The following is a 23,053-nucleotide window of genomic DNA, read 5'->3' on the forward strand; positions in this document are numbered from 1 at the left end:
GGGCCCCTCGTGTCTTGGCAGGCACGCGGCGCGCGGGTGGGGCCGGCCGACCGCCGGTGACCGACGCGCAGGGCCAGTGCGGCGCGGGCGTCGGCGGCGGACGGCAGGTCCAGACGCAGCGGCCGCGCCCCGGAGGTGATCAGACCGGGCAGCCGGTCACGGCTGGTGACCACGGCCAGACAGCCCGGGGCGGTGGGCAGCAGTGGACGTACCTGCTCGGTGCCGGCCGCGTCGTCGAGCACGACGAGGACCCGGCGGTCCGTCAGCAGTTCGCGGTAGAGGTCCGTGAGCGCGGCCATGTCGTCCGGGAGGTGTCGGGGCGGTGCTCCGAGCGCCGCCACCAACCCGCGCAGCGCCTCCACGGGTTCCGGCGCCGCCCTGGCGGCCGGGTCGCGGCCGCGCAGCTCGACGTAGAGCTGACCGACCGGGAACCGATGCGCGGCCTCATGAGCCCAGTGCACGACCGACGCGGTCTTCCCGACACCCGCCATTCCGCTGACCAGGATCGTCCCGGGCGCCCCGGAGGACGCCGCCGCCCCGGCGAGGGCGGTCAGCTCCCCGAGTTCCTCGCTCCGACCGGCGAAGACCGTCAGGCCGGGCGGCAACTGGGCGGGCCGGGCGAGGAGTTCCACCGGTTCGGGCAGCGCTGTCCTGACCGGTCGGTGCGCCTGGGGCGCGGACGCGCGCAGCTCCTGACGGAGGACCCGGGTGCGGGCCTCGCTCAGCTCGTCGCCCGGGGCGACCCGCAACTCCGCCGCCAGTCGGCGCCGTACCTCCTCGTACGCCGTCAGCGCCTCGGCCTGCAGTCCGCAGGCCGCCAGCACCATCACGAGCCGGGCATGCAGGGACTCGTCCAGGGGCTCCAGTCCGACGGCCCGGCGCAGGCTCGGCAGCACGAGGCCCGCCGTGCCGCACAGCAGGGCCGCGTCCGCAGCCATCCGTGTGGTGAGCACGAGTTCGTGCTCCACGGCGCGGAACAGGGCGTGCTCGCGAGCCGACGCGGGGATCCCCATCGCCACCGGCCCGCGCCACTCGCCGAGGGCCCCGACGAACTGCCGTACGGCCACCTCGGGCCGACCGGTGGCGGCCGCCCGCTTGCCCTGCAGGGTGAGCTCGCGAAACCGCAGCAGATCGATCTCGTCCGGCTTCGCGTCCAGGAGGTAGGCACCGGTGCGGCGCGGCAGACGAAGGCCGGGCGCCCGGGGCGGCAGCCCCGGTTCGAGCAGCCGCCGCAGCGCGCCGACGTACCGGCGCACCACGTTCGGGGCGCTGGCCGGCGGACGGCCCGCCCACAGCACATCCACGATCTCGCTCATCTGCACCGGCCGACCCGCCCGCACCATGAGCAGCGCCAGGAGGGCGCGTTGCTGCGGGAATCCCAGATCGAGTTCCCGCTCCGCCCGTCGTACCCGCAAGGGGCCCAGCACCTCGAACCGCATCACCTCGTCGAACTCCCCTTCCCCCCACCCATGACGCTACGGGACCACTCTCCTTGCGCCCTCGGTCAGGTGGCCGGAGGCGGTTCGTCCGATCGGCCGTGAACGGCGCTCCCCGACGCGGCCGACGCCTGCCATGCGCTGGGGGACATGCCGTAGGTGTCCCGGAAGGTGCGGCTGAAGTGCGAGGGGCTGCTGAACCCCCAGCGCTGCGCCACGGCGGCCACGCTCGGCCTGCGGTTCGCGCTCCGGCCCAGCTCGCGCCGGCACGCGTCCAGCCTGCGCCGCCGTATCCACTGACCCACCGTGGTGCCCTCCCGCTGGAAGAGCTTGTGCAGGTAGCGGACGGAGATGCGGTGGGCGAACGCGATCGACTCCGGCGACAGATCCGGATCCGTCAGATGCTCTTCGATGAAGGCCCGGATCCGGGACACCGTCTCGGTACCGACGTCCGACGCGTCGGGGGTTTCCTCCCCGAGGAGTTGCACGACGAGCACGGCGACGAGGTCGACGGCGTTGCGAGCGAACCGGTGCCCTGTCCTCGCCCTGCGGAAGTCCGTCTCGGCGGCGAGCGCCGAGAGGAAGTTGGACACCAGCGCGCCGACACCCTCGTCGCCCCGCACGCGCCGGCCCATGACCCGGTGCAGGTCCGAGGGCGAGATCCCCAGGGGACTGCGGGGCACCCGGAAGACCGTCAGCCGACAAGGGCCGCTGAAACGCAGGTGGTCACGCCGGGCCGGATCGTGGAACACCAGGTCGCCGGGGGCCAGGAACACCTGGGTGCCGCCCCGAGTCACCGAGACCGAGCCCTGGACGTGCAGGCCCAGGTGCAGATACGCGTCGTCGGTCGAGTCCGGCAGCCGGAAGAGACGTCGGACCGGTTCGGTGTCGTGCGAGGCGTCGCGTGAGTCGCGTGGGACGTGCGACGCGTCGCGTGAGTCGTGCGAGGCGTCGCGTGAGTCGTGCGAGGCGTCGCGTGAGTCGTGCGAGGCGTCGCGTGGGGCGGCGGAGCTCGGGTGCGGGCCGTACGTCTGCTGTGCCGCCGCCTTCGGCACGCGCGGCATCACCGAGTCGATCACGAGGACTCCCGAGGTGACATGTCGGGTCCGGGGCCCCGACCGAGGAAAATCTCGATGTCCATGCTCGCTATTGTGGATCGTCGGTGTCTCCGTGGTCCGGGAGTTCGGGTGTCGCCGGGGCGCGTGAGGGTCTCGGCCTCCGAATACGGCACCCCGGGCTCGCATGAAGCATGGTCAGGGCATCGGGAACCAACTGGCGGCGAAGACTTCGAGCGTGACGAGGAAGACCTCGAAGTCGGCCGCTGCGACCGAGCGCTGGAGCCGGCCGGTCGAGCGCGGCGGCGTCGGTGCCACGCTTGCAGCCGACGACGTGATCACTTGGCGCTGCTCTGCGAGATCTCCGTGTCGGTGGCACGTCATAGGGTGCGCCAGACAACCGACGGCCGTTGAGCGAGGGGCGAAGACATGCACCACGGGATTCGGTGGCTGGTCGATCTGGAGCACTGGATGTCCAGCGTGGTGTTCGCACGCGGGATGTCCGCGCAGGAACTGGCGGTACGTATGGGAGGCGACCGGGACGCAGCGACCGAGCCGATCACCGATGCCGAAGCCTGGGACCTCGGCGAGTGGTACCGCCCGGGCGAGGACGGCGACGGTGTGGTACGGGTCGGGGAGCATGGAGGCTGGTCGTTCGCTCTGGAGTACGGGGACTCGACCGGCGGGGACCGGCTGGCGGAGATCTCCCGCGACGGTGCCGAAGCCGTCCACTACGTGCCGATGCAAGAGCATCCGCCGGCCACTGTCTTCTACGCTCGGGACGGCGTGGAACTGTGTGGCTTCGGACTGGGCGAGGAAGTGTGGCGCTGGGGCCGGGAGCCTGACCTGCTGCTCCCGGACCTCGTTGCCGGGCACGTGCTGCAGCCCGACGGGACCACCCTCATCGCTCACGAACGCGAGCACTACACGGATACCTACCGGCGCACCCTCGGCGTGATCGAGCAGCGGTTCGGCCTCTCGCTCTCCCCGGCCTGTCTGAGGGAGGCCCGCCTGCCGGCGTATGCGGTTCGCGGAACCCCCGACACGCACATCTGAGGAGACCGGCCGCTCGTCATCATGGCCTCCATCGTCCAACCCGGCGGACCTGTGCGGTCACAGCACTAGGGCTGTGCCACCGCATAACCGGGTACGGATGGCCACCGAACCGTCAGTACCACCGACTCCTCCTCCGCGAACCAGGAGTGGTCGACTCCGCGGCCCCACACGACGTAGTCACCCTGCTGTTCCAGGAGAACACTGCGGCCGGGGAGTTCGACGCGGAAGCGACCGCTGATGAGCAGCAGGAGGGCCGTTCGCTCCTCGCCCCTCACCCATTGCCTTCGCTCGTCACCACGCGGATGGACGCCCCATTTGATCTCAACAGCCTCGCTATGGCGCGGATCGTCAGCGTTCTTGAAGTGTCCGAGGAGCCATCCCCGGTCGAGTGCCGCGTCCTTGCCCGCGCTGCCCACGTACACGCTCTCGTTCATGATCCGGACGCTAGCAGCCGCTCCTGGCCGGCACGATCTCATGAAGGGGGCCGCCGCAGGCGGGCTCCTGCTCGGATTTCCCGGGCTCACCGTGCAGTACGAGGCCATGGCGTCACCATCGTCGAGACCTCTGGCCGAAGCCGCCGCGGAGGCCTGCGCCCGCCTCCGCCGACCAGGGCTGCACGCTCCTGCGTATGGTCACCCGCGGGATCCTGGACAACGGCGCCCACGGGTTCGGCCGACGCGCTCGCGGGGCAGCGGGACGAGCGGCCCTTCACCCCCGGGCGGGCCGCTTCGCCCCCACCATCCGAACGGTCAGGTGGGGCAGGACGCCAGGCCGCCGCTGGAGGCCGCGGTACCGCGTCGCAGTCGTGCTCGCGCCGGCGCTGTGCGCCTGTGCAGGAGCAAGGGCCCGCCTCAGGGCGCTAGTTGGATGTCGGTGCTGCGCCGACCAGTCACGGATTGCTCACGCGGGTGCGGGAGCCGGGTTGCCGTAGTAGGCGTCGGGCCCGTGTTTGCGGGTGTAGTGGCGGGCCAGGAGATGCGGGGGAGGTGGGGCTGTCGGGGACAGGGCGGGGCGCCCGGGCCGAGGTGGTAGGTGTAGTCCTCCATGAAGGTGGTGCCGCCGGGCCGGCCGGCGCCCATGACCTTCATCGTGCGCAGCAGCGCCGAGGTCTTCCAGTCGCCCTCGCCGCCGAAGCCGTAGCCGTCGGCCATCAGGCGCTGGACGGCGAGACCGGGCAGCTGGCGCAGGCCGCCGAGGTCCTCGAAGTTGGTGGTGAAGGCGGTGAAGCCGCCCTCGGTGAGGAAGGTGCGCAGCCCGATCTCCTGGCGGGCCGCGTACAGCAGCGAGTCGTGGCGGATGCCACCGGGGCGCAGTGCGGGGACCACGTCGTACGACTCGACGTATTCGGCGGCGAGTTCGGCGGCCTCCTTGTCCTCGACCGCGTCCACGACGGCCACCAGGTCATTGACCGCGTAGGTGTTCACGGAGAAGCCGAACCGCAGCTGAGCCTCGACTTTGTCGCCCTCGGTCACGGCGACATCCCGCATGTTGTCGCCGAAGCGGGCAAGGCGCAGGGTGCGTGAGGCGTGGCGGCCGACGGCGGCCCGTGCCCAGGCCGCGATGCGCCGGACGACCCTCGGATCCGTGGCGTGACCGGCGACGATCTTGCGGTCGATGCCGAGGCGGGACTCGATGTGGCCGAACTCGCGGTCACCGTGGGCGGCCTGGTTGAGGTTCATGAAGTCCATGTCGATGCTCGGCCAGGGCAGCGACAGGTTGTACTGGGTGTGCAGGTGCAGCAGGGGCCGGTCCAGCGCACTGAGTCCGGCGATCCACATCTTGGCCGGTGAGAAGGTGTGCATCCACACGATCACGCCCACGCAGGTGTCGGAGGCACTCGCCTCCTGGCACAGCCGCCGGATCGACTCGGCGTCGGTGAGGACCGGCTTCCACACGATCTGGACCGGGACCTTCCCGGGGGCGCCGAGGATCTCGGAGATGCTCCTGGACTGTTTGGCCACCTGGTGCAGGATGTCGTCGCCGTACAGGCCCTGGCTTCCGGTGAGAAACCAGATCTCCTGGTTCGGGTAGGGCGTGGCGTTGGTCTCCATGAGGGGTCCTTTCAAAGGGAGTTGACCACCGGGCAGGGGTGCCGCTCAGGCGGACGCCTGGGTGCGGAGGTGGCGCAAGCGGTGCATGACCTCGTTGGCTCCGCGGCCGAAGTAGTCGTGCAGGAGCCGGTATTCGGCGTACAGGCGGTCGTAGGCAGCGGCCCGCTCGGGGTCGGGCTGGTAGACAGCCGGGCGGGCCTTGCCCATGGTGTGGGCGGCGGCCCGGATGTCCGGGTACGCCCCGGCCGCGACCGCCGCGTGCATCGCCGCGCCGAGCGCGGGACCCTGTGCCGAGTCGATGACACCGAGGGGGAGACGGGTGACGTCGGCGTAGATCTGCATCAGCAGCGCGTTCTTCGTCAGCCCGCCCGCGATGATCAGCTCTCGGACCGGCACACCGGACGTCTCGAACGCCTCGATGATGGTGCGGGTGCCGAAGGCGGTGGCCTCCAGCAGCGCCCGGTAGACGTCCTCGGGGCGGGTGGACAGCGTCAGACCCACCAGGACGCCGCTCAGGTCATGGTCGACGAGCACGGAACGGTTGCCGCTCTGCCAGTCCAGGGCGATCAGCCCGTGCTCGCCCACCTTCTGTTCGGCGGCGAGGGCGGTGAGGTGTTCGTGCGGGTCGCGGCCGAGTGCGGCGGCCTCCTCGGCGTACGACACGGGGAACCCGGTGCGCACGAACCAGCCGAAGATGTCTCCGACGCCGCTCTGCCCGGCCTCGTAGCCCCACAGGCCCGGCAGGATGCCGCCGTCGACGACCCCGCACATGCCGGGCACTTCGGCCCACTGGTCGGAGCTCATCACATGGCAGGTGGAGGTGCCCATGATGGCGACCATCCGGCCCGGTTCCACCGCGGTGGCCGCGGGTGCCGTCACATGGGCGTCCACGTTCCCCACGCACACGGCGATGCCTTCGGGCAGGCCCGTCCACGCGGCGGCCTCGGCCGTCAACCCCCCTGCCAGACCGCCGAGTCGGCCGATCGGCTGGTCCAGCTTGTCGGTCACGAAGCCGGCGAAGCCGGGGTTGAGCGCGGAGAGATAGTCGGGGGAGGGGTAACTGCCGTCCTGGAGCTGGCCCTTGTATCCGGCGGTGCAGGCATTGCGGACGTAGGTGCCGGACAGGCGCCACACGATCCAGTCGGCGGCCTCGATCCAGCGGTCGGTCAGCTCGTAGAGTTCGGGGTCCTCCTCCAGCAACTGCAGGGCCTTGGCGAACTCCCACTCCGAGGAGATCTTCCCGCCGTACCGCCGCAGCCAGGGCTCCTTGCGTTCGTCGGCCAGTGCGGTGATGCGGTCGGCCTGGGCCTGCGCGGCGTGGTGGCGCCACAGCTTGACGTAGGCGTGCGGACGGCCGGTCAGGTCGGGCAGTTCGCACAGGGGTGTGCCGTCGGCGAGGACCGGCAGGACCGTGCACGCGGTGAAGTCCGTGCCGATCCCGACGACCTGCTCCGGCCGCACACCGGAGCGGGCCAGGGCCTCGGGTACGGCGATCCGCAGGACGTCGATGTAGTCCGCGGGCACCTGCAGTGCCCAGTCGGGCGGCAGCGGGGTCCCGTCGGGGAGCTTCCGGTCGAGGACGGCGTGGGTGTACGGGTGCTCGGCGGCGGCCAGTTCGGCGCCGTCGGCGAGGCGGACCACCACGGCCCGCCCGGACAGCGTCCCGTAGTCGACTCCGATGACGTAAGTGTCTGGACGGGTGTGTTCGCTGTGCTCGGCGTTCACCACCGGGTCGCCCTTCTGTTCGGTGTTTCGTGCGCTGTTCGACATGCTGGATGAGGTGGAGAGCGGGAATCCGTGGAGTAGGGGTTCCGGTCGGGGCCCGGCTCAAGTGCCCTGGCCCCGATCAGAGTTGGGCGTCAGCCGGTGACCGGCGCGACGGTGATGCGGTCGATGTCGGGTGCGTAGGCGCCGGCGTCGGCGAAGGTGACCGTGTTGGTGCCGGCGGTGAGGGTGACCGGGACGGGCAGGTCCCAATAGGTGGACCAGCTGTAGTTGTTGCGGAACATGACGGTCTGCGCGGTGCCGCCGTCGACCGAGATCTGGGCCGCCCGGGAGACGACGTTGGTGTTGTAGTTCCCGGAGCCGGAGACCTGGTCGTTGGCGTAGCGGACGTTCATGACGTACCGCCCGGCACTGGCGGCGCTCACCTTGAAGGTGAGGGTGTTGGCCGAGCCGTTGCCGATGTAGCCGACGTACTTGCCGCCGGAGGCCCAGGTGTCCGAGGTGGCGACGGCGGTTCCCGCGAGGGTGCCGCTCTCGGCCTCGTAGGCGGTGACGCCCGTGGTGTCGGCGCTCGCGGCCACGCGCAGGTCGCGCAGTGTCAGCGTGGTGGAGCCCGAAGTGGCCGCGGTGACACGGTTGTTGCCCGCCGACAGGTACAGCCGTGAGCTCTTGTCGGTGAGCGTGCCGCTCGTGGAGGCGAGGGTGACGGCGGTGGCGCCGTCCAGGGTGAGGGTGCCGGACCCGTTGGAGGAGTAGTCGGTGTGGACGGTGTAGTAGCCGTCGGTCGGCGCGTAGACGTCGAAGGCGGCGGAGGAGCCCGAGGTCAGGGCCAGGGCGCCGGCACCGGTCGTGCCGGAGGCCGTGTAGCTGTAGGTGGGTGAGCCGGTGATGTCCGCGTACGTGGCCGGATAGGAGGTGTCCGCGGTGGAGGCCGCGGTCAGGTCGATCTTGTCGAGGGTGACCTCGTTGGTCCCCTTGGCCAGGGTGATCGTGTGGGTGCCCGCGGTCAGGGACACCGAGGCGCCGGCCGTGGAGCGGTAGGTCCAGTTCAGCGTCGGCGAGTAGCTGATCGTCTGGGACGAGCCGCCGTCGACGGTGAGGGTCTGCGTCGCCGGGCCGCCGGACTGGTTGCCGTAGAAGACGTTGAGGTTGTACGTGCCCGTGGTCGGGGCGCTGACGCTGAAGGCGACCTTGCTGTCCGTCTGGTTCAGGCTGCCGACGTCCTTGGTGCCCGAGGTGGCGTAGCCGTACGCGTTGGTGACGCTGCCCTGGGTGTAGACGGTGCCGTCCGTGATGGTCGCGCTCTCGGCCTCGTACGACGCAGACCAGGGCGTGCTCGCCGCGGTGGGCGTGCCGGTGCCCGCGGGGTTGACGACGATCCGGTAGGCCGACATGGGGTCGAGGTCGGTCAGCGGCACGGTGATGCTGCCGTCCGAGGCGACGGTGTACGCGCTGCGGGCCAGCACGGTCGGCGCGGGGCCCGCGCCCTCGTAACCGCTCCAGGCGGTGCGCTCCACCGAGACGTTGACGGTGCTGCCGAACGACGACGGTATGTGCTGCACGACGGTGTTCGCCGAGCCGGAGGTACCGCCGCCGAGGAGGACCTGGGCCTGCTCACGGCCGGTGTCGAGGGACGCGATGCCTTGCAGGGTGTCGATCACGTTGGACTGCGGCGGGGTCACCTTGGCGGTCTGGCCGGTCAGCCCCGCGTACCAACGCAGCAGCCACCAGTCGCCGTTGGGGATGTTGGTCTGGCTGACGTTGCCGTCCAGGTTCCCCGCGATGTCCCAGTACGCCTGGTCGGCGTAGACCTTGTTCCGTTCGAACATGGACATCCACTGGACCATCTGGCCCGGGACCGAGAGGTCGCGGCGGTCACCGTACTCGTTGATGTCGACCGGCCGCGCGCTGATGCCGGCGTTGCTCTCGATGGTCCGGTAGGCGGCGAGGTTCCCCTCGAAGTTGGACAGGGAACTTGGGTCCAGTTCGTGCCAGGTGGTCATGTCCGGCAGGACGTTGTTGGCCTTGGCCCAGGGATAGAAATCCCCCATCAGGCGGGAGTCGTAGTGGGTCTCGTTGGGGCCGGCGATGCGGGCGTTCGGGATGATCGAGCGGATCTTGTTGTAGACCGTCGCCCAGTCGCTCTCGAAGCTCGCGAGCGCGCTGTTGTACGTGGCGCTGGTCGAACTGCCAAGCCCCGTGTACCAGTTGCCGTCCGGTTCGTTGAACGGCACCCACACGAACGTGCTCGCGTCGGAGCGGGCCGCGACCTTGCTGACCATCGTGTCGACCTTGGACAGGTAGTCGCTCAGCCCCAGGTTCTCGTACGGCCACTGGGCGTAGATGTCCTGCATGTAGATCAGGTTGTCGCCGCCGCCCCCGCGGGCGAAGGCGGGCTGGACGGTCAGCGCGTCGCCGTTGGGGTGCTGGGTGCCGTCGGGCGCCTTCTGGGCGATGGACGTCATGTGCAGGGGCGTGACCAGGCTGTCGCCGGGCACGCCGTCGTCGCTGAGTCCGTACAGGGCGCCGTTGGCTCCGTGCATGACCGCGCCGGTGGTCGTGCCGAGATCGACGGTCAGCTGCGGGGTGGCCGCCTGCGCGGCGGGGACGGTCAGCGCCGTGCCCACGAGGGTGGCGGTCACCACGACCGCGCCCATGAGTCCGCTGACAGAACGGGGTCTGCTAGGTGTTCGAGGCATGGCTGTCCTCCTCCTCCCGCGGCGTCGCGGGAGGCTGTCGGTGTGCTTCGGGGTGACCTGGGCGGGCGAACGCGCCGCGCCCCGGTGCTACTTGACGGCGCCGCTCGTGATGCCGGAGACGATGCGGCGCTGTGCGATGACGAACACCAGGACCATGGGGAGGCTCATCATCACAACGTAGGCGAAGATCAGGTGCCAGTTGTTGAGGTAGAGCTGCGCGTTGGCGACCTGGTAGAGGTTGAGCGGGAGAGTGGCCTTGTCGCCGCCGCCGAGGACGAAGAAGGCGTAGAAGATGTCGCTCCAGGCATAGAGCATCACCATGATCGTCGCCGTGGCGATGACCGGGCGCAGCAGCGGCAGGATGATGCGGAAAAAGACCCGCGCCGGTCCGGCGCCGTCCATGCGGGCGGCCTCCTCCAACTCCTCGGGGAGGGCGCGGATGAACCCGGTCATGAAGAAGATCGAGGTGGACAGGTACATCCCGGCGTAGACGCCGATCATGCCGGGCCGGGTGCCGGCCAGGCCCAGTTGGCGCAGTTCCATGACGATGGTGATCACCGCGGGAGGCAGCAGTAGCCCGCTGATGCTCAGCGCGTACAGGGTGTTGACCAGGCGCCCCTTGCGGCGGGCGAACACCCAGGCGGCACCGGCTCCGAGGAGCAGGACGAGGACGACGGACGGGGCGACGACCAGGAGGCTGTTGACGAAGCTCTGGACGACCTTGCCCTCGTCGAAGCTCTGCTGGTAGTTCGCGGCGGCCTGGACGTGGTGGGGCAGGGAGAGGTTGGGTTTGATGGCCTCCGCCTGCGGCTTCACCGAGGTGACCGCCACCAGCCACAGCGGGATGCCGATGGTGACGGCGGCGATCAGGAGGACGGCGAGCGGCCGGACCCAGCGCAGCGGGCGCAGGCGTGCGGGGGCGAACGCGGTAACGGTGGTCACTGGTTGTTCTCCCTGCGGCGCAGGCCGACGATGACGGGCACGGCGAGGACGACGACGATCAGGAAGAGCACCAGGCTCATCGCCGACGCCTGCGCGTACAGGCCCTGGCCGAAGATGCGGAACATGTAGATGTTGAACACCTCGGTCTCACTGCCGGGACCGCCCCCGGTGGTGGCCTGGACGATGTCGAAGGTGTTCATGGAGCCGATCAGCGCGGTCGTCACGTTGAACGTGACCGCGGGCGCGAGCAGCGGGAACCTGACCGACCAGAAGGTGCGCCACCAGCCGGCCCCGTCGATACGGGCGGCCTCCAGCACGTCACCGGGCATGCTCTTCAGGCCCGCCAGGTAGATCAGCATGGCCAGGCCCATCCACTTCCAGCCGTGGATGAGGGTCACCACGACCAGCGTCCAGGTGGTCGAGCCGAGCCAGGGGGTGTCGACGTGGTGTCCCGCCAGCGAGGACAGCACGCTGTTGAGCGCCCCGTCCTGGGCGAGCAGGGCGCGGAAGATGTAGCCGACGGCGAGCGCGGAGATCAGCACGGGGAGGAAGAAGACCGCGCGGAAGAAGCGGTTGAAGCGGGTGTCACGCTCCAGCAGCAGGGCCAGGCCGAGACCGAAGGCGTTCTGGAACACGGCCACGAGGACCGCGTACTCAAGGGTGATACGGATGTCACGGGCCATCGACCCGTCGTGCAGGATGGTGCTGAAGTTCGACAGGCCCACGAAGCCGATCTGCGAGTGGAACGCCGACCAGTCGGTGAAGGGGTAGACGAAGTTCAGCAGGTTCGGCAGCAGGAAGAACACGCCGAACACGGCGAGCGCGGGCAGAGCGAACCACCACGGCTGGTTGGCCTTGCTGCGGAGTCGGTTGCGACGGGACGGCCGGTCCTGGTCGTCGCCTTGGTCTCGGTCCTTCGCACGCGTGGCGTCGATAGCGTCCATCGTGGCGGTGTCCACCACTTTCTTGACCTCCGGTACGGGCCCCCGGGCACTCCGCCGACGGGCGGCCCGGGGGAGGGGCTGGGCTGGGGGGTGTCTTGTGGATCAGGCCGGCTCCAAGAGGCGGTGCCTTCGAAGCCGAGCCGAGCGGGGTGTGGTGCGTGCGGCTGCAAGGCGGAGGAGGGCACCGACACGATGGGGGTCCCTGCTCGGGCGAAGCCGAGAGCTCGGGGGAGTCGGCAACCGACGACAACGCCGCTGGGGTCCCCCCACGCCCTCAAGGCAGTGGGGGAGTGCGTGCCACACCCCGCGACTCCGGCATGGTCCACAAGGCACCCCCTGAGGGGCGCCGGTCAGAAGCCGGAGACGCCGCGTGCCTTGAGGACCTGCTTGAACTGGTCCTCGGCAGCCTGGGCGACCTGGAGCGGGGTCTTCTTGCCGTAGATCATGTCGGCGAGGGCGAGGTGCATGTCGGGAGCGGTGAGCGCCTTGACCTGGAAGACACCCGAGGCGGTGGACAGCGCTTTGGCCTGGGCGATCGCGGTCTGCGGCAGGCCGTCCGGGTTGGCCACGGACGGCTCCACGGACACGAGCTTGTCGGCCTTGATGTAGGCCGGGTAGTCCGGGCCGAGCCAGAAGGACATGAACTGCCGGGCGGCGTTCTGCCGCTTGGCGTCACCGGTGTTGAAGGCGACCACGCCGTTGGTCTGGTCGGGGGAGTACTCGGCCTTGGCGGAGCTGTTGGCGATGGGGAACCAGCCGAGCTTCTTGTCGATGTCCGCCGTGCTTGAGGTGGCCTGGATCTCGGACTGGAGTGCGGTGACGTTGAGGGCCATCGCGGCGGTGCCGTCCATGATCGCCTTGCCCTGGTCGACGAAGGTGGCGGTCTTGTAGTTCTTCTGCGCCAGGCCGCCGTCGAGGACCTTCGTCTTGTACTTGGTGATCGCGTCGACGATGGTCTTGTTGGTCCAACTGTCGTTGTTCTTGTTGAGGTTGTCCCAGAAGGACTGCGGCAGATCCGTCATCTGGGCCTGGACCTGCCACTGCAGGGGCCACTTGTCGCCGCCGACCTCGAAGAACGGGGCCACGCCCGAGACCTTCGACTTGATCTTCGCGGCGTCGGCGAGCATCTCGTCGTAGCTGGTCGGCATGGTGGTGATGCCGGCCTTCGCGAAGACGTCCTTGTTGTAGTAGACGCCGAGGACCGCGGGGCTGGTGACGATGGCCGCGTAGCGGTGGCCGTCCACCTGGCCGAGGGTCTTCTCCGTCGTGCCGAGCTTGGAGACCCAGTCCTCGTTGTCGAGCTGCAGCAGGTTCTTGGCCGGCTGGACGAACGGCAGGGTGCTGCCCGTGGGCTGCCAGAACATCAGGTCCGGCTTGACGCCCGAGGCGAGCTTGGTCGGGACGTTCGACTCGTAGGGGTCGGGTATCACCTCGGTGGTGATCTTGGCCCCGGTGGCCTTCTCGAACGCCTCGATGGCCTGCTTGGGCTCCGAGACGCTGTTCTGGGCGACCCACATAGTGAGGGTGACGCCCTTGAGGGAGGCGGTCGGGTTGACCGAGCCCTCGGGCGCGGCGGCCGTGGTGGCACCCGTGCTGTCACTGCACGCGGTCGCGGTCAGCCCGAGAACACAGGCGGTGGCAAGGACGGAGACGGCTCTTCTCATGGCGAGATCCTTGGTCGTACGCGGAAGGGAGGCGGGGCGGTGCTGCGAAGTCGGGCGATGACTGCGGGGAAGGCGGCTGACGGATACGGCGAGCGCGGGCGCAGCGGACGTGACGGATATCGCGAGCGCGGGCGCTGCGGACGTGACGGATATCGCGAGCGCGGACGTCCGGTCCGGCTCATGCGTCGCGTGGCCCCGAGCTCTCCCGGAGGATGAGGGTGGGTTCGGCCGGTACCGGCGCGGGTTCCTGCTGGGCGGTGTCGAGTTGGGAGCGCAGCAGCCCGAACGCGGCGCGGCCCAGCCCGTGGAAGTCCATGCGGACCGTGGTGAGGGACGGGGTGACGAAACCGGAGTGCGGGGCGTCGTCGAAGCCGATGACGCTGATGTCCTCCGGGACCCGCCGACCCGCGTGGTGCAGGGCCCGCAGGACACCCAGCGCCAGGTCGTCGTTGCCGCACAGGATCGCGGTGACGTCCTGGTTCTGGGCGAGCTTCTTGCCGGCCTCGTATCCGGCCTGGGCGTCCCAGCCCTTGCCGGACGGGGCGGGCGGGGTGACGCCGGCCGCTTCCAGGGCCTGGCGCCAGCCTTCGGCACGAGGTCCCGCCAGGCGCCGGGTTCCGGTCGAGGCGGGAATCGCTACGTAGTGGACGTTCTCGTGCCCGAGCGCCAGCAGGTGCTCCGTGGCGGCCCGTGCCGCCTCGCGGTCGTCGGCCCACACCGCCGGACGGCCGGGTGTACGGCCGGGCGGCGGTGCTTCCACCACCGCCGCGCACGGCACGTGTGCCGGTACGCGATCCAGGGCGGCGGCACCGAGGCGGTCGAAGCCGATGACCACCAGGCCGCCACCGGTGTCGGCGGCCGCGGCGATCGTGCGGTCCAGGTCGTCCTCGGGTGTCACGACCCGCACGCCCAGCGTGTATCCGGCGGCGCGGGACGCCTCCTCAAGGCCCTGCAGGGTGGCCGCATAGCCGTAGAGGACGGTGTTCGACGTGATGACCGTGACCGACCGGGTCACTCCGCTTGCCAGCGCGAACGCGGTGGCGTTACGCCTGAACCCCAGGGTTTCGATGGCCGCCTCGACCCGCTTGCGGGTCTCCTCCCGGACGTTCGGGTGGCCGTTGATGACCCTCGAAACGGTCTGGTAGGAGACGCCTGAAGCCTGGGCGACGTCGCGAATACTGGCGGCCTTCTGCTGCCCCTGACGGGGGTCGCCGTGACTGCCGGAGCTTGTGTGACCGGTCACATCCATGCCAGGATTGTGAGCGGTCACAACGTGGGCGTCAAGAGACCGTAACTGGGGATTTACCTTTCGAATACGCCAGACGGCGCGGCACATCCCTCTCCAGCCGAGTGCGAATCACCAGCTCAGCACCCACGAAAGCCACCGCAGGACCGAACCGTCCCGGAAGGGGAAAATGCGTTGACCGCTGTCGTCGGAACAGTCGAGAGGTCCCGTATCTGGTCGCACCCGGAGCTCGGGCTGCACGCCGTCCTGGACGCCACGGGGTCGGTGAGACTGGGGACCCCCGGCCAGGACTGGGCCCGCCTGGTGCCCCTCGTCGAGGTCACCGCGACCGGCCACGGGCGCATGTGGTCGGGAGAACGATTCATAGAGACGGCCATCGGCGACCGTCTGACCTACCGCGACCATGAGACGGTGCGGGGCGGAGGCCGGGAGCGTACGACGATCCGGCTGGCGGACCCGGCGACCGGGCTGGCCGCCGAGGTCACCCTGGAGGCGGGCTCCGGCGCCGGCTCCGGTGCGGGTTTCCTGCGCGCACGGGTACGTCTCGTCAATGAGGGCGCCGCTCCGCTCCGGCTGGAGAGCGTCACGACCCTGGCCCTCGGCGGTATCTCCGACGCCGACGGCGGCCTCGACGGACTGACCCTGCACTGGGCGGACAACGACTGGCTCGCCGAATGCCGCTGGCGGCAGGCCGCGTTCCGCGACGAGGTCGTCCCGCTGAGCCGAGCCGCCCACGGCCACGAGGGACGCGGCTGCTTCGAGCGCTACTCACAGGGCAGCTGGTCCACCGGCCGCCACCTCCCCGTCGCCGCCCTCACCGACCGGGACGGCCGTGCCTGGCTCTGGCAGATCGAGTCCAGCGCGGGCTGGCGCTTCGAGACCGGCGAACGCGAGGGCGCGGCCTACGTCGCCCTGTTCGGACCCGACGACGCCCACCACCAGTGGCACCACACCCTCGCCCCCGGCCAGGAGTTCCACACCGTCCCCGCCGTTTTCGTTCGCACGGAGACCGGCGGCCTGGACGCCGCCTTCGGGGCCCTCACGGACTACCGCCGCGGCATCCGCCGCGACCACCCCGACCACCGCGCCCTCCCGGTGATCTACAACGACTACATGAACACCCTCATGGGTGATCCCACCACCGAACGGCTCCTGCCCCTCATCGAGGCGGCGGCGACCGCGGGCGCCGAGGTCTTCGTGATCGACGCCGGCTGGTACGACGACGACGCTCAGGGCTGGTGGGATGCCGTCGGCGCGTGGGAGGCCGCGCCCAACCGCTTCCCGGGCGGCATACAGGAGGTTCTGGACGCCATCCGTCGGCACGGCATGACCCCGGGACTCTGGCTCGAACCCGAAGTCGTCGGCGTACGCAGCCCCCTGGCGCACTCCCTGCCGCCCGAGGCGTTCTTCCGACGCGGCGGCGTGCGCGTCACGGAACACGGCCGGCACCACCTGGACCTCCGTCACCCGGCCGCCCGCACACACCTCGACGAGGTCGTGGACCGGTTGGTCGGCGAATGGGGCGTCGGATACCTGAAGCTGGACTACAACATCAACATCGGTCCGGGAACGGAGGGCGGCGTCGGTACGGCGAAGGGTGTCGAAAGCGCGGGCGCCGGGCTGCTCGGGCACCACCGCGCCCACCTCGGCTGGATGGCCGCACTCCTCGACCGCCACCCCCACCTCGTCCTGGAGAACTGCGGATCGGGCGGCCTGCGCATGGACTACGCGCAACTCGCGGTGGCACAAATCCAGTCCACCAGCGACCAGCAGGACCCGCTGCGCTACCCGCCCATCGCCGCCGCGGCCGCCACTGCCGCGACACCCGAGCAGGCCGCCGTGTGGGCGTACCCCCAGCCGGACCAGAGCCTGGACGAGATCGCCTTCACCCTCACCGGCGCGCTCCTCGGCCGTATCCACCTCTCCGGCTTCCTCAACCTCATGAGCGACGAGCAGTTCGACCTCGTCCGCTCGGCGATCTCGGTCTACAAGGACCTCCGGCCCGAGATCAACGGCGCGCACCCGTTCTGGCCACTGGGCCTTCCCGCCTGGGAGGACGAGTGGATCGCCCATGGACTGCGGGGGCAGGAGGCCACGTACCTCGTGATCTGGAGACGCGAGTCCGGCAGCGGCGGCGGGGCCGTCCCGGTCGGCAGCGGCGGCGGGGCCGTCCCGAGCTGTGACGGCGGCGGGGCCGTCCTGAGCGGTGACGGCGGCGGGACCGTCCCGGTCGGTGTCGGCGGCGGGAACAACTCCGCCGACACCGACCGCACACTCACCGTCCCCCATCTGCGGGGCGCGCACGTTCACACCACGGCGCTGCATCCCGCGACCGCCGGTGCCGCCACGGAGTGGGACGCGGGCGACGGGAAACTGACCGTGTCCCTGCCTCGTGCCAACACCGCCGTTCTCCTCCGGTTGAGCCCGGTTTCACATGTATGACGTCCTCGACGGGCAGCACCCGAACGTCGGGCGCGAGGGTCCACCGACGAGTGGCTGTCCGTGGGGACGGAGGCTGGCGCGTCAGAGGGCAACGAGTTCTGCGTATTGCTGGCCGAATCCGAGCGGACAGCATTGTCCTCGTGACCTCAGCCCTTGCTCAAGCCCAGCGTCAGCCCGGCGACAGGTGCCGCTGCGGTACTGGGCGGCGACTTCCGGATTCCTGCGGCGATGGGCAGGATGCTGGATCCGTTCGCGGAATCTGCCCATCAGCGCGAGAACTCGCCGACGCCGCGCAGACGCACCAGGAGGCGTGCTCACCTGCGCACTTACGGCAATGTGGTCGCTACGGGTCCTGTCGAACCGGCTGGAACTCCGGTTGTCTCCCCCCGCTGCTCTCCGTGCCGGCCGGCGTTCCCGGATTGCGCCACAGCGGCGTGGCTCTCGCAGGCCAACGCCCGCGATCCCAAGAGGCCGCCGGGATCTGGGCGCGGCTGATTCTCCCCAGCGGCCTCAGATGCTCCGTCGGCGCGTGCGGATGAGCTGCGACTCCTGATGGCGACGCCTCTCGCGGCGACTGCTCAGAGCCAGTCCTTCCGCTTGAAGATGACGTACAAACTGGTGCAGACAACCGCCATCAGGACGATCGCGAAGGGATACCCGAGCACCCAGTGCAACTCCGGCATGCGGTCGAAGTTCATGCCGTAGATCGTCCCGACGAGCGTCGGAGCGAACAGGATCGCCGCCCATGACGAGATCTTCTTGATCTCCTCGTTCTGTTCGAAGCCCGCCTCCGCCAGTGCGCGCATCTCGGCGTTCTGCTGCTGGGTGACGAGGGTGGCGTTGACGGTGAGGATGTCGGTGAGGGCCTGGCGGAAGCCGTCGACGCGTTCGCTGGTGTGGGTGACGTGGTCGGCGACGTCGCGGAGGTAGCGCTGGAGTTCCTCTTCGGTGCCGTACTTGGCGAAACCCGCCATCAGGCCGTGCAGCATGCCGACCAGGGGGCGGGTGGCGCGCTGGAACTCGACCATTTCGCGGGAGAGTTCGTAGATGCGGCGGGACACCTCGGGGTCGCCGCGGAAGACCTCGGTCTCGATCTCGTCGATGTCGTTCTGGACGCCTGAGACGACGGGGACGTAGCCGTCGACCACGGAGTCGAGGATCGCGTAGAGGACGGCCTCGGGCCCGAGTTTCAGCAGCTCCGGGGAGTCCTCCATGCGGCGGCGCACCGCCGACAGGTCCGGCGCCGCGCCGTGCCGGACGGTGATCACGAAGTCGGGGCCCACGAAGACGTGCAGCTCGCCGAAGTAGACCTCCTCGGGCGCGTCGAGATAGCGGGCCGCGCTCAGGACGACGAAGAGCGTCTCGCCGTAGCGCTCCAGCTTCGGACGCTGGTGTGCCTCCATCGCGTCCTCGACGGCGAGCGGATGCAGGTCGAACTCGGCCGCCAGGGAGAGGAGTTCGGCCTCCGTGGGGCGGGCTAGGCCGATCCATGCCATGCCGGACGGCTGTTCGCGCAGCTCTCGGAAGGTGTCGGCGAGGGAGGCGGGGGTCGAGACCCGTACGCCGTCGCGGTACAGGGCCGCCTGGACGACGCTGTCGGTGGCGGGTTCCGGCTCCGGCGGGTCGGCGCGCGGCGCCGGGGGTGTCGCGCCGGTCGCGGCCGGTGGGTTCAGGGCGCGTCGCCAGACGGGCTTTCTGCCGTTCTTGGCGGCCGGACGGGGGCGTCGCTCGGACATTGCGGCTGCCTCCCATGTCGCAGGTACGTCGCTGTGATCACGGAGAAGGATATACGGGTCAAATGTCGCGGGCGGTGGTGGGCGTACTGTCCGGGCGGGCGCTCCGGCGGAGGGCTCCACGGATTGCGGACAGAAGCTGTCCGCAAGCCCCGTTAGCGTGCACAGTATGACGACGAGGACGAGCGGCGTGGACGGGAACCAGAACGCGAACGGGAACGGTGGCGGGAAGTCGGTCAGTGGCGGGATCAGGGCGCGCCGCGTCGGCGGCCACCCCGCACCCGTGCTCGGCCCCCGCGCCCTCAACCGCGCGACCCTCGACCGCCAGCTCCTCCTGCGCCGGTCCGCCGGCCGTAGCGCCGCGGACGCCGTCCGGCACCTCGTGGGTCTTCAGGCGCAGAACGTGAAGCCGCCGTACTACGCCCTCGCCGCCCGGCTGGAAGGGTTCCGGCCCGAGGAGCTGTCGACGGCCATGGAGGACCGTGCCGTCGTCCGCATCGTGACCCTGCGCTCCACCATCCACACCCACACCGCCGCCGACGCCCTCACCCTGCGACCGCTCGTGCAGGGGGCCCGCGACCGGGAGCTGAACAACTTCCGCAAGGGGCTCGCGGGTGTCGACCTGGACCGGCTCGCCGTGATCGCTCGGGAGCTGGTGGAGGCCGAGCCGCGCACGATGAAACAGCTGCGTGAGGAACTGCTCGTCCACTGGCCGGACGCCGACCCGTTCGCGCTCTCGGTCGCAGCCCGCTGCCGGCTGCCGCTCGTCCAGGTCACCCCGCGCGGACTGTGGGGCCGAAGCGGCCAGGTCGCGCTGACCACCGCCGAACACTGGCTGGGCCGTCCCACCGAGCCGTCCCCGGGCCCCGACGCGGCCGTCCTGCGCTACCTCGCCGCGTTCGGGCCCGCCTCCGTCAAGGACATGCAGACCTGGGCGGGGCTGACCAGGCTGCGCGAGACCTTCGAAAGCCTCCGCCCGCGACTGCTCACCTTCCGTGACGAGAACGGCGTCGAACTCTTCGACCTCCCCGACGCGCCCCGCCCCGACTCCGACACCCCGGCCCCGCCCCGTTTCCTGCCCGAGTTCGACAACCTGCTCCTCTCGTACGCCGACCGCTCCCGGGTGGTTCCCGCCGGTCTCAAAGGGCGTACCTGGGCGGGCAACCAGGCGTACTGCACGCTGCTGGTCGACGGATTCCTGGGGGGCCTGTGGCGACAGGAGGGGGACTCGCTCACCATCGAACCCTTCGGCCGGTTCACGAAGGTCCAGCGGGAGGAGGTGCTGGCGGAGGCCGAGAGGTTGCTCCGGACGCTGTCCGGCGCGTCGGCGTCGTACGACATCCGCTTCGGGACCGTGGCCGCGTAAGACTCGTAACCGGAGGACTCAGTCCGCGCGCGGGGAGGAAGCGGGGAGGAATGGACAGGGGGCGTTGCGGGCCGCTCGTGGAGGCTCGCAACGCCCCCTGGCTTTCACCTGAGGAGTGCTCAGGAGTCGGGGGAGCCCGTCGGCCGCCGGTGACTGGCGAAGTGTCACCGGTGACTGGTGGCTACGAGTTGATCTGCGTCTTCACCAGGTTCGAGAAGGTCGTCAGGCGGGTGTAGACGCCCGGGTAGCCGGCCTCGGCGCAGCCGTTGCCCCAGGAGGTGATGCCCGCCAGGACACCGCCGATGAGCAGCGGGCCGCCGCTGTCTCCCTGGCAGGTGTCGGTACCGCCGTTTGTATAACCGGCGCAGACCATGTCGCTGGCCACGAAGTCGGAGCCGTAGGAACCGGCGCAGCTGGAGTTGGACACGATCGGGACGGTCGCGGTGCGCAGCTGGTTGGAGGAGCTGCCGCTCTCCGAGGTGGTGCCCCAGCCGATGATGCGGGCGGTGGCGCCGGTGGCGTACACGCCGGTGTCCGTGGAGGCGACGTACGACGCCGGGGTGTACGACATCGACGTCGACAGGGTCAGTACGGCCACGTCGTCGCCGTTGGTGGCGTCGGTGTAGTCGGGGTTGATCCAGATCTTGCTGACCTTGCTGACCGTGCCGTTCGTGCCGTTGAGGTACGTTCTGCCGCCGACGACGCGGACGCTGCTCGTGGTCTCGTCGACCATGCAGTGGGCGGCGGTGACGACTTTGTTGGCGGCGACCAGGGTGCCGCCGCAGAACTGGTTCTGCGAGGCGTCCGTGATCTGCATCATGAACGGGTACGCGGTGGTGGTCGTCGTCGTGCCGCCGACGATCGGCTGGGGGGCGGCGACGGCGCCGGGTGCGCACAGGAGAGCGGTCGCGGCGGCGGCAGCGGTCGCCGTACAGAGCGCGGCGGTCCTCTTGGCGCGGTTGAGCCCGAACATGGATCTCCTCAGAAGTTGCCGGTGGGGGGACGCGCGGGTGTGGGGGGTGAGGCACGGCGCCTGTGGGCTGACGCCGTGTGCCCGAGCGAGCGGCACGACGCTCACGCTAGAAGGCGGAACGTTCCGCATCCAAGAGGGGAACCCCCTAGGCGAGTTGCGGGAGGGAAAACCCTTGCTTGAGGGACACGGGGTTTAGCCACCGGACTTCGGCTGCGGGCCGGTTGGGGTTGCTCGCGCAGTTCCCCGCGCCCCTTCAGGGGCGCAGCCCCAACGATGGGACGCGGGGGCGAGGACAGTTCACCCGCTCCGGCGCCCCGCAGCCAGCCGAACGATGTCCACCCGCGACCGGATCCCCAGCTTCCGGTACACCCGCGTCAGCGTCGCCTCGACGGTCTTCACGCTGATGAACAGCCGCGCGGCTATCTCCCGATTCGTGGCGCCCTCCATGACCAGCGCCGCGACCTGACGCTCCGTCGCGGCGAGGCTGTCGAGCGCGGCGGGAGCGAGCGGGGTCATGGCCGAGACCACCGCAGGCCCGGCCGCACTCGCGGACTCCACCTGCCGCAGCCACGGCAGCGCCCGGCAGCGGCGGAACAGCCGCGTCGCCTCGTCGTACGAGGTCGGCCCCGGCCGGTGGGTGCGCAGCCCGGCGAGGGCGTACGCCGCCCGGGCCTCCTCCAGGCCGTAGCCCAGCTTGCCCAGCCGGTCCTGAGCGGCCGTCAGCTGACGTACCGCGGGCCCCTGTTCACCGCGCGAGGCCCGCACCAACGCCTCCGCCCGGTCGAGCACGGCGAGCACGCTCTCCCGCCCGAGCCGCAGCGCCCGCGCCCGCGTGGCGTCGATGACGTCCTGCGCCTCGACCGGCTCACCGATCCGCACCAGCGCCTCGGCGAGGTCGCCGTGCCAGCGCCCCCGGGCCGGGTCCGTGACCCCGAGCCGCTCCTCCAGCTCCCGTACCCGCCGCAGGGACTGCACCACCGCGAGCGAGTCCCCGGCCACCAGCTGGGCGTGCCCGAGGGCGCCCAGGGCGCGCGAGAGGTACACCAGGTCGCCGTCCTCCTCGGCGCGGTCCACGGCCTCCAGGGCCAGCGCCAGCGCCCGGTCGACGTCGCCGCCCGCGGCCTCGGCGAGCGAGGTGAACATGGCGGTGGCCGCCTCGCCGATCCCCGTGTCGCGGGCCAGCCGCAGGCTCTCCCGGGCCAGGTCGAGCGCCCGCCCGCAGTGCCCGGAGCGCAGCTCGGTCTCGGCGAGCCCGCGCAGGAAGTGCACCTCGCTCTCGACCATCCCGCGCCGCCGTACCTCGCGCAGCAGGGCGGTGATCGTGGTACGGGCCTCGGCGAGCTGGTCGCCCATGATCAGCCAGCGGAAGCGGGCGGCGCCGGCGCCGTTGTGGTCGCACGCCACCCGGGGGTCCTGCGGTTCGCGCATCGCCCGCTGGATGGTGGCGGGTGCGCCCGGGTGGCCCATCAGGGTCTCCATCTGGGCCTGGAAGCCGAGCGCGAGGAGTTCGGTGGGCCGGTCCCCGGCGCGCGCGGCGAGCTGGGCGGCGATCGCGGCCTCCTCGCGGCCCTTGGCCATCTCGCCCTCCACCAGCAGGGCCCGCCAGGCGAGTTGGTAGCGCACGAGGCCGGGAGGCGAGGACGTCCGTGCTCACGCCCGGCAGATCCGCGTGCAGATCGGTGTAGCGGCGCGGGCCGCCGAGCAGCTCGCGGACGATCAGG

Annotated in this window: 14 protein-coding genes and 3 pseudogenes; 3 read left to right on the forward strand and 14 right to left on the reverse strand. The window is 70.5% G+C overall.

Features of this window, described 5'->3' with window-relative positions; all coding sequences use genetic code 11:
- Both ABZ656_RS43680 and ABZ656_RS43685 read right to left on the reverse strand, forming a co-directional pair.
- Positions 1–1,439 (reverse strand): BTAD domain-containing putative transcriptional regulator (locus ABZ656_RS43680; protein WP_360276139.1); only part of this gene is annotated, 1,439 nt, incomplete at its 3' end.
- Positions 1,440–1,504: 65 nt separating this feature from the next.
- Positions 1,505–2,515, reverse strand: a complete 1,011-nt coding sequence (locus ABZ656_RS43685) for a helix-turn-helix domain-containing protein (protein WP_360276142.1) — start codon at positions 2,513–2,515, stop codon at positions 1,505–1,507.
- 405 nt (positions 2,516–2,920) lie between these two features.
- Between ABZ656_RS43685 and ABZ656_RS43690 the strand changes: the two genes are divergently transcribed.
- Positions 2,921–3,547, forward strand: coding sequence for a hypothetical protein (locus ABZ656_RS43690; protein WP_101401669.1), 627 nt, complete (start codon positions 2,921–2,923; stop codon positions 3,545–3,547).
- A 65-nt stretch (positions 3,548–3,612) separates the two neighbouring features.
- On the opposite strand, the gene ABZ656_RS43695 is transcribed toward ABZ656_RS43690, so the two are convergent.
- The 9 genes and pseudogenes from ABZ656_RS43695 to ABZ656_RS43735 all read right to left on the reverse strand — a co-directional run bounded on the left by ABZ656_RS43695 (position 3,613) and on the right by ABZ656_RS43735 (position 14,821).
- On the reverse strand, positions 3,613–3,981 hold the full coding sequence (locus tag ABZ656_RS43695) for a signal peptidase I (RefSeq protein WP_101401670.1): 369 nt from the start codon (positions 3,979–3,981) through the stop codon (positions 3,613–3,615).
- A 466-nt stretch (positions 3,982–4,447) separates the two neighbouring features.
- A pseudogene (araD, locus tag ABZ656_RS43700) lies at positions 4,448–4,534 on the reverse strand (L-ribulose-5-phosphate 4-epimerase); the annotation flags it as partial.
- A gap of 26 nt (positions 4,535–4,560) precedes the next feature.
- A pseudogene (locus tag ABZ656_RS43705) lies at positions 4,561–5,598 on the reverse strand (L-arabinose isomerase); the annotation flags it as partial.
- A gap of 45 nt (positions 5,599–5,643) precedes the next feature.
- Positions 5,644–7,368, reverse strand: coding sequence for a ribulokinase (gene araB / locus ABZ656_RS43710; RefSeq protein WP_360276147.1), 1,725 nt, complete (start codon positions 7,366–7,368; stop codon positions 5,644–5,646).
- An 89-nt stretch (positions 7,369–7,457) separates the two neighbouring features.
- On the reverse strand, positions 7,458–10,022 hold the full coding sequence (locus ABZ656_RS43715; RefSeq protein WP_360276150.1) for a CBM35 domain-containing protein: 2,565 nt from the start codon (positions 10,020–10,022) through the stop codon (positions 7,458–7,460).
- An 87-nt stretch (positions 10,023–10,109) separates the two neighbouring features.
- Positions 10,110–10,964, reverse strand: a complete 855-nt coding sequence (locus ABZ656_RS43720) for a carbohydrate ABC transporter permease (protein WP_360276153.1) — start codon at positions 10,962–10,964, stop codon at positions 10,110–10,112.
- Positions 10,961–11,926 carry a sugar ABC transporter permease gene (locus tag ABZ656_RS43725; protein WP_180362156.1) on the reverse strand — a complete coding sequence of 322 codons (966 nt, stop codon included), beginning with the start codon at positions 11,924–11,926 and terminating at the stop codon, positions 10,961–10,963. Before ABZ656_RS43725 ends, ABZ656_RS43720 begins: the two co-directional genes overlap by 4 nt.
- A 332-nt stretch (positions 11,927–12,258) precedes the next feature.
- Entirely contained in the window at positions 12,259–13,572 is a 1,314-nt protein-coding gene (locus ABZ656_RS43730; RefSeq protein WP_360276156.1) for an extracellular solute-binding protein, read from the reverse strand.
- 178 nt (positions 13,573–13,750) lie between these two features.
- Positions 13,751–14,821, reverse strand: a complete 1,071-nt coding sequence (locus ABZ656_RS43735; RefSeq protein ID WP_360276159.1) for a LacI family DNA-binding transcriptional regulator — start codon at positions 14,819–14,821, stop codon at positions 13,751–13,753.
- A 171-nt stretch (positions 14,822–14,992) separates the two neighbouring features.
- Here ABZ656_RS43735 and ABZ656_RS43740 point away from each other — a divergent pair, with 171 nt between their 5' ends.
- Positions 14,993–17,260: a glycoside hydrolase family 36 protein gene (locus tag ABZ656_RS43740; protein ID WP_360276162.1), complete on the forward strand. Its 2,268-nt coding sequence runs from the start codon at positions 14,993–14,995 to the stop codon at positions 17,258–17,260.
- A 578-nt stretch (positions 17,261–17,838) separates the two neighbouring features.
- Here ABZ656_RS43740 and ABZ656_RS43745 read toward each other — a convergent pair.
- Complete coding sequence (locus ABZ656_RS43745) at positions 17,839–18,996, reverse strand: magnesium and cobalt transport protein CorA (RefSeq protein ID WP_101401674.1); 1,158 nt, start codon at positions 18,994–18,996, stop codon at positions 17,839–17,841.
- A gap of 166 nt (positions 18,997–19,162) precedes the next feature.
- Here ABZ656_RS43745 and ABZ656_RS43750 point away from each other — a divergent pair, with 166 nt between their 5' ends.
- Positions 19,163–20,359, forward strand: coding sequence for a winged helix DNA-binding domain-containing protein (locus ABZ656_RS43750; protein WP_360276165.1), 1,197 nt, complete (start codon positions 19,163–19,165; stop codon positions 20,357–20,359).
- A gap of 181 nt (positions 20,360–20,540) precedes the next feature.
- Here ABZ656_RS43750 and ABZ656_RS43755 read toward each other — a convergent pair whose 3' ends face one another.
- Together ABZ656_RS43755 and ABZ656_RS43760 are read right to left on the reverse strand one after the other, a co-directional pair.
- Positions 20,541–21,332 carry a serine protease gene (locus tag ABZ656_RS43755; protein ID WP_101401676.1) on the reverse strand — a complete coding sequence of 264 codons (792 nt, stop codon included), beginning with the start codon at positions 21,330–21,332 and terminating at the stop codon, positions 20,541–20,543.
- Between the two features lie 297 nt (positions 21,333–21,629).
- Positions 21,630–22,958: pseudogene (locus ABZ656_RS43760) on the reverse strand (LuxR C-terminal-related transcriptional regulator); the annotation flags it as partial.
- Positions 22,959–23,053: the final 95 nt, after the last annotated feature.

This window comes from Streptomyces sp. NPDC007095 (genome assembly GCF_040634475.1).
Classification (GTDB): domain Bacteria; phylum Actinomycetota; class Actinomycetes; order Streptomycetales; family Streptomycetaceae; genus Streptomyces.

Bases quoted from the DNA above. Each gene is read 5' to 3' on its own strand.
- araB (WP_360276147.1), bottom strand. From the start codon at position 7,368: ATGTCGAACAGCGCACGAAACACCGAACAGAAGGGCGACCCGGTGGTG.
- ABZ656_RS43745 (WP_101401674.1), bottom strand. From the start codon at position 18,996: ATGTCCGAGCGACGCCCCCGTCCGGCCGCCAAGAACGGCAGAAAGCCC.
- ABZ656_RS43735 (WP_360276159.1), bottom strand. From the start codon at position 14,821: ATGGATGTGACCGGTCACACAAGCTCCGGCAGTCACGGCGACCCCCGT.
- ABZ656_RS43730 (WP_360276156.1), bottom strand. From the start codon at position 13,572: ATGAGAAGAGCCGTCTCCGTCCTTGCCACCGCCTGTGTTCTCGGGCTG.
- ABZ656_RS43695 (WP_101401670.1), bottom strand. From the start codon at position 3,981: ATGAACGAGAGCGTGTACGTGGGCAGCGCGGGCAAGGACGCGGCACTC.
- ABZ656_RS43690 (WP_101401669.1), top strand. From the start codon at position 2,921: ATGCACCACGGGATTCGGTGGCTGGTCGATCTGGAGCACTGGATGTCC.
- ABZ656_RS43750 (WP_360276165.1), top strand. From the start codon at position 19,163: ATGACGACGAGGACGAGCGGCGTGGACGGGAACCAGAACGCGAACGGG.
- ABZ656_RS43715 (WP_360276150.1), bottom strand. From the start codon at position 10,022: ATGCCTCGAACACCTAGCAGACCCCGTTCTGTCAGCGGACTCATGGGC.
- ABZ656_RS43755 (WP_101401676.1), bottom strand. From the start codon at position 21,332: ATGTTCGGGCTCAACCGCGCCAAGAGGACCGCCGCGCTCTGTACGGCG.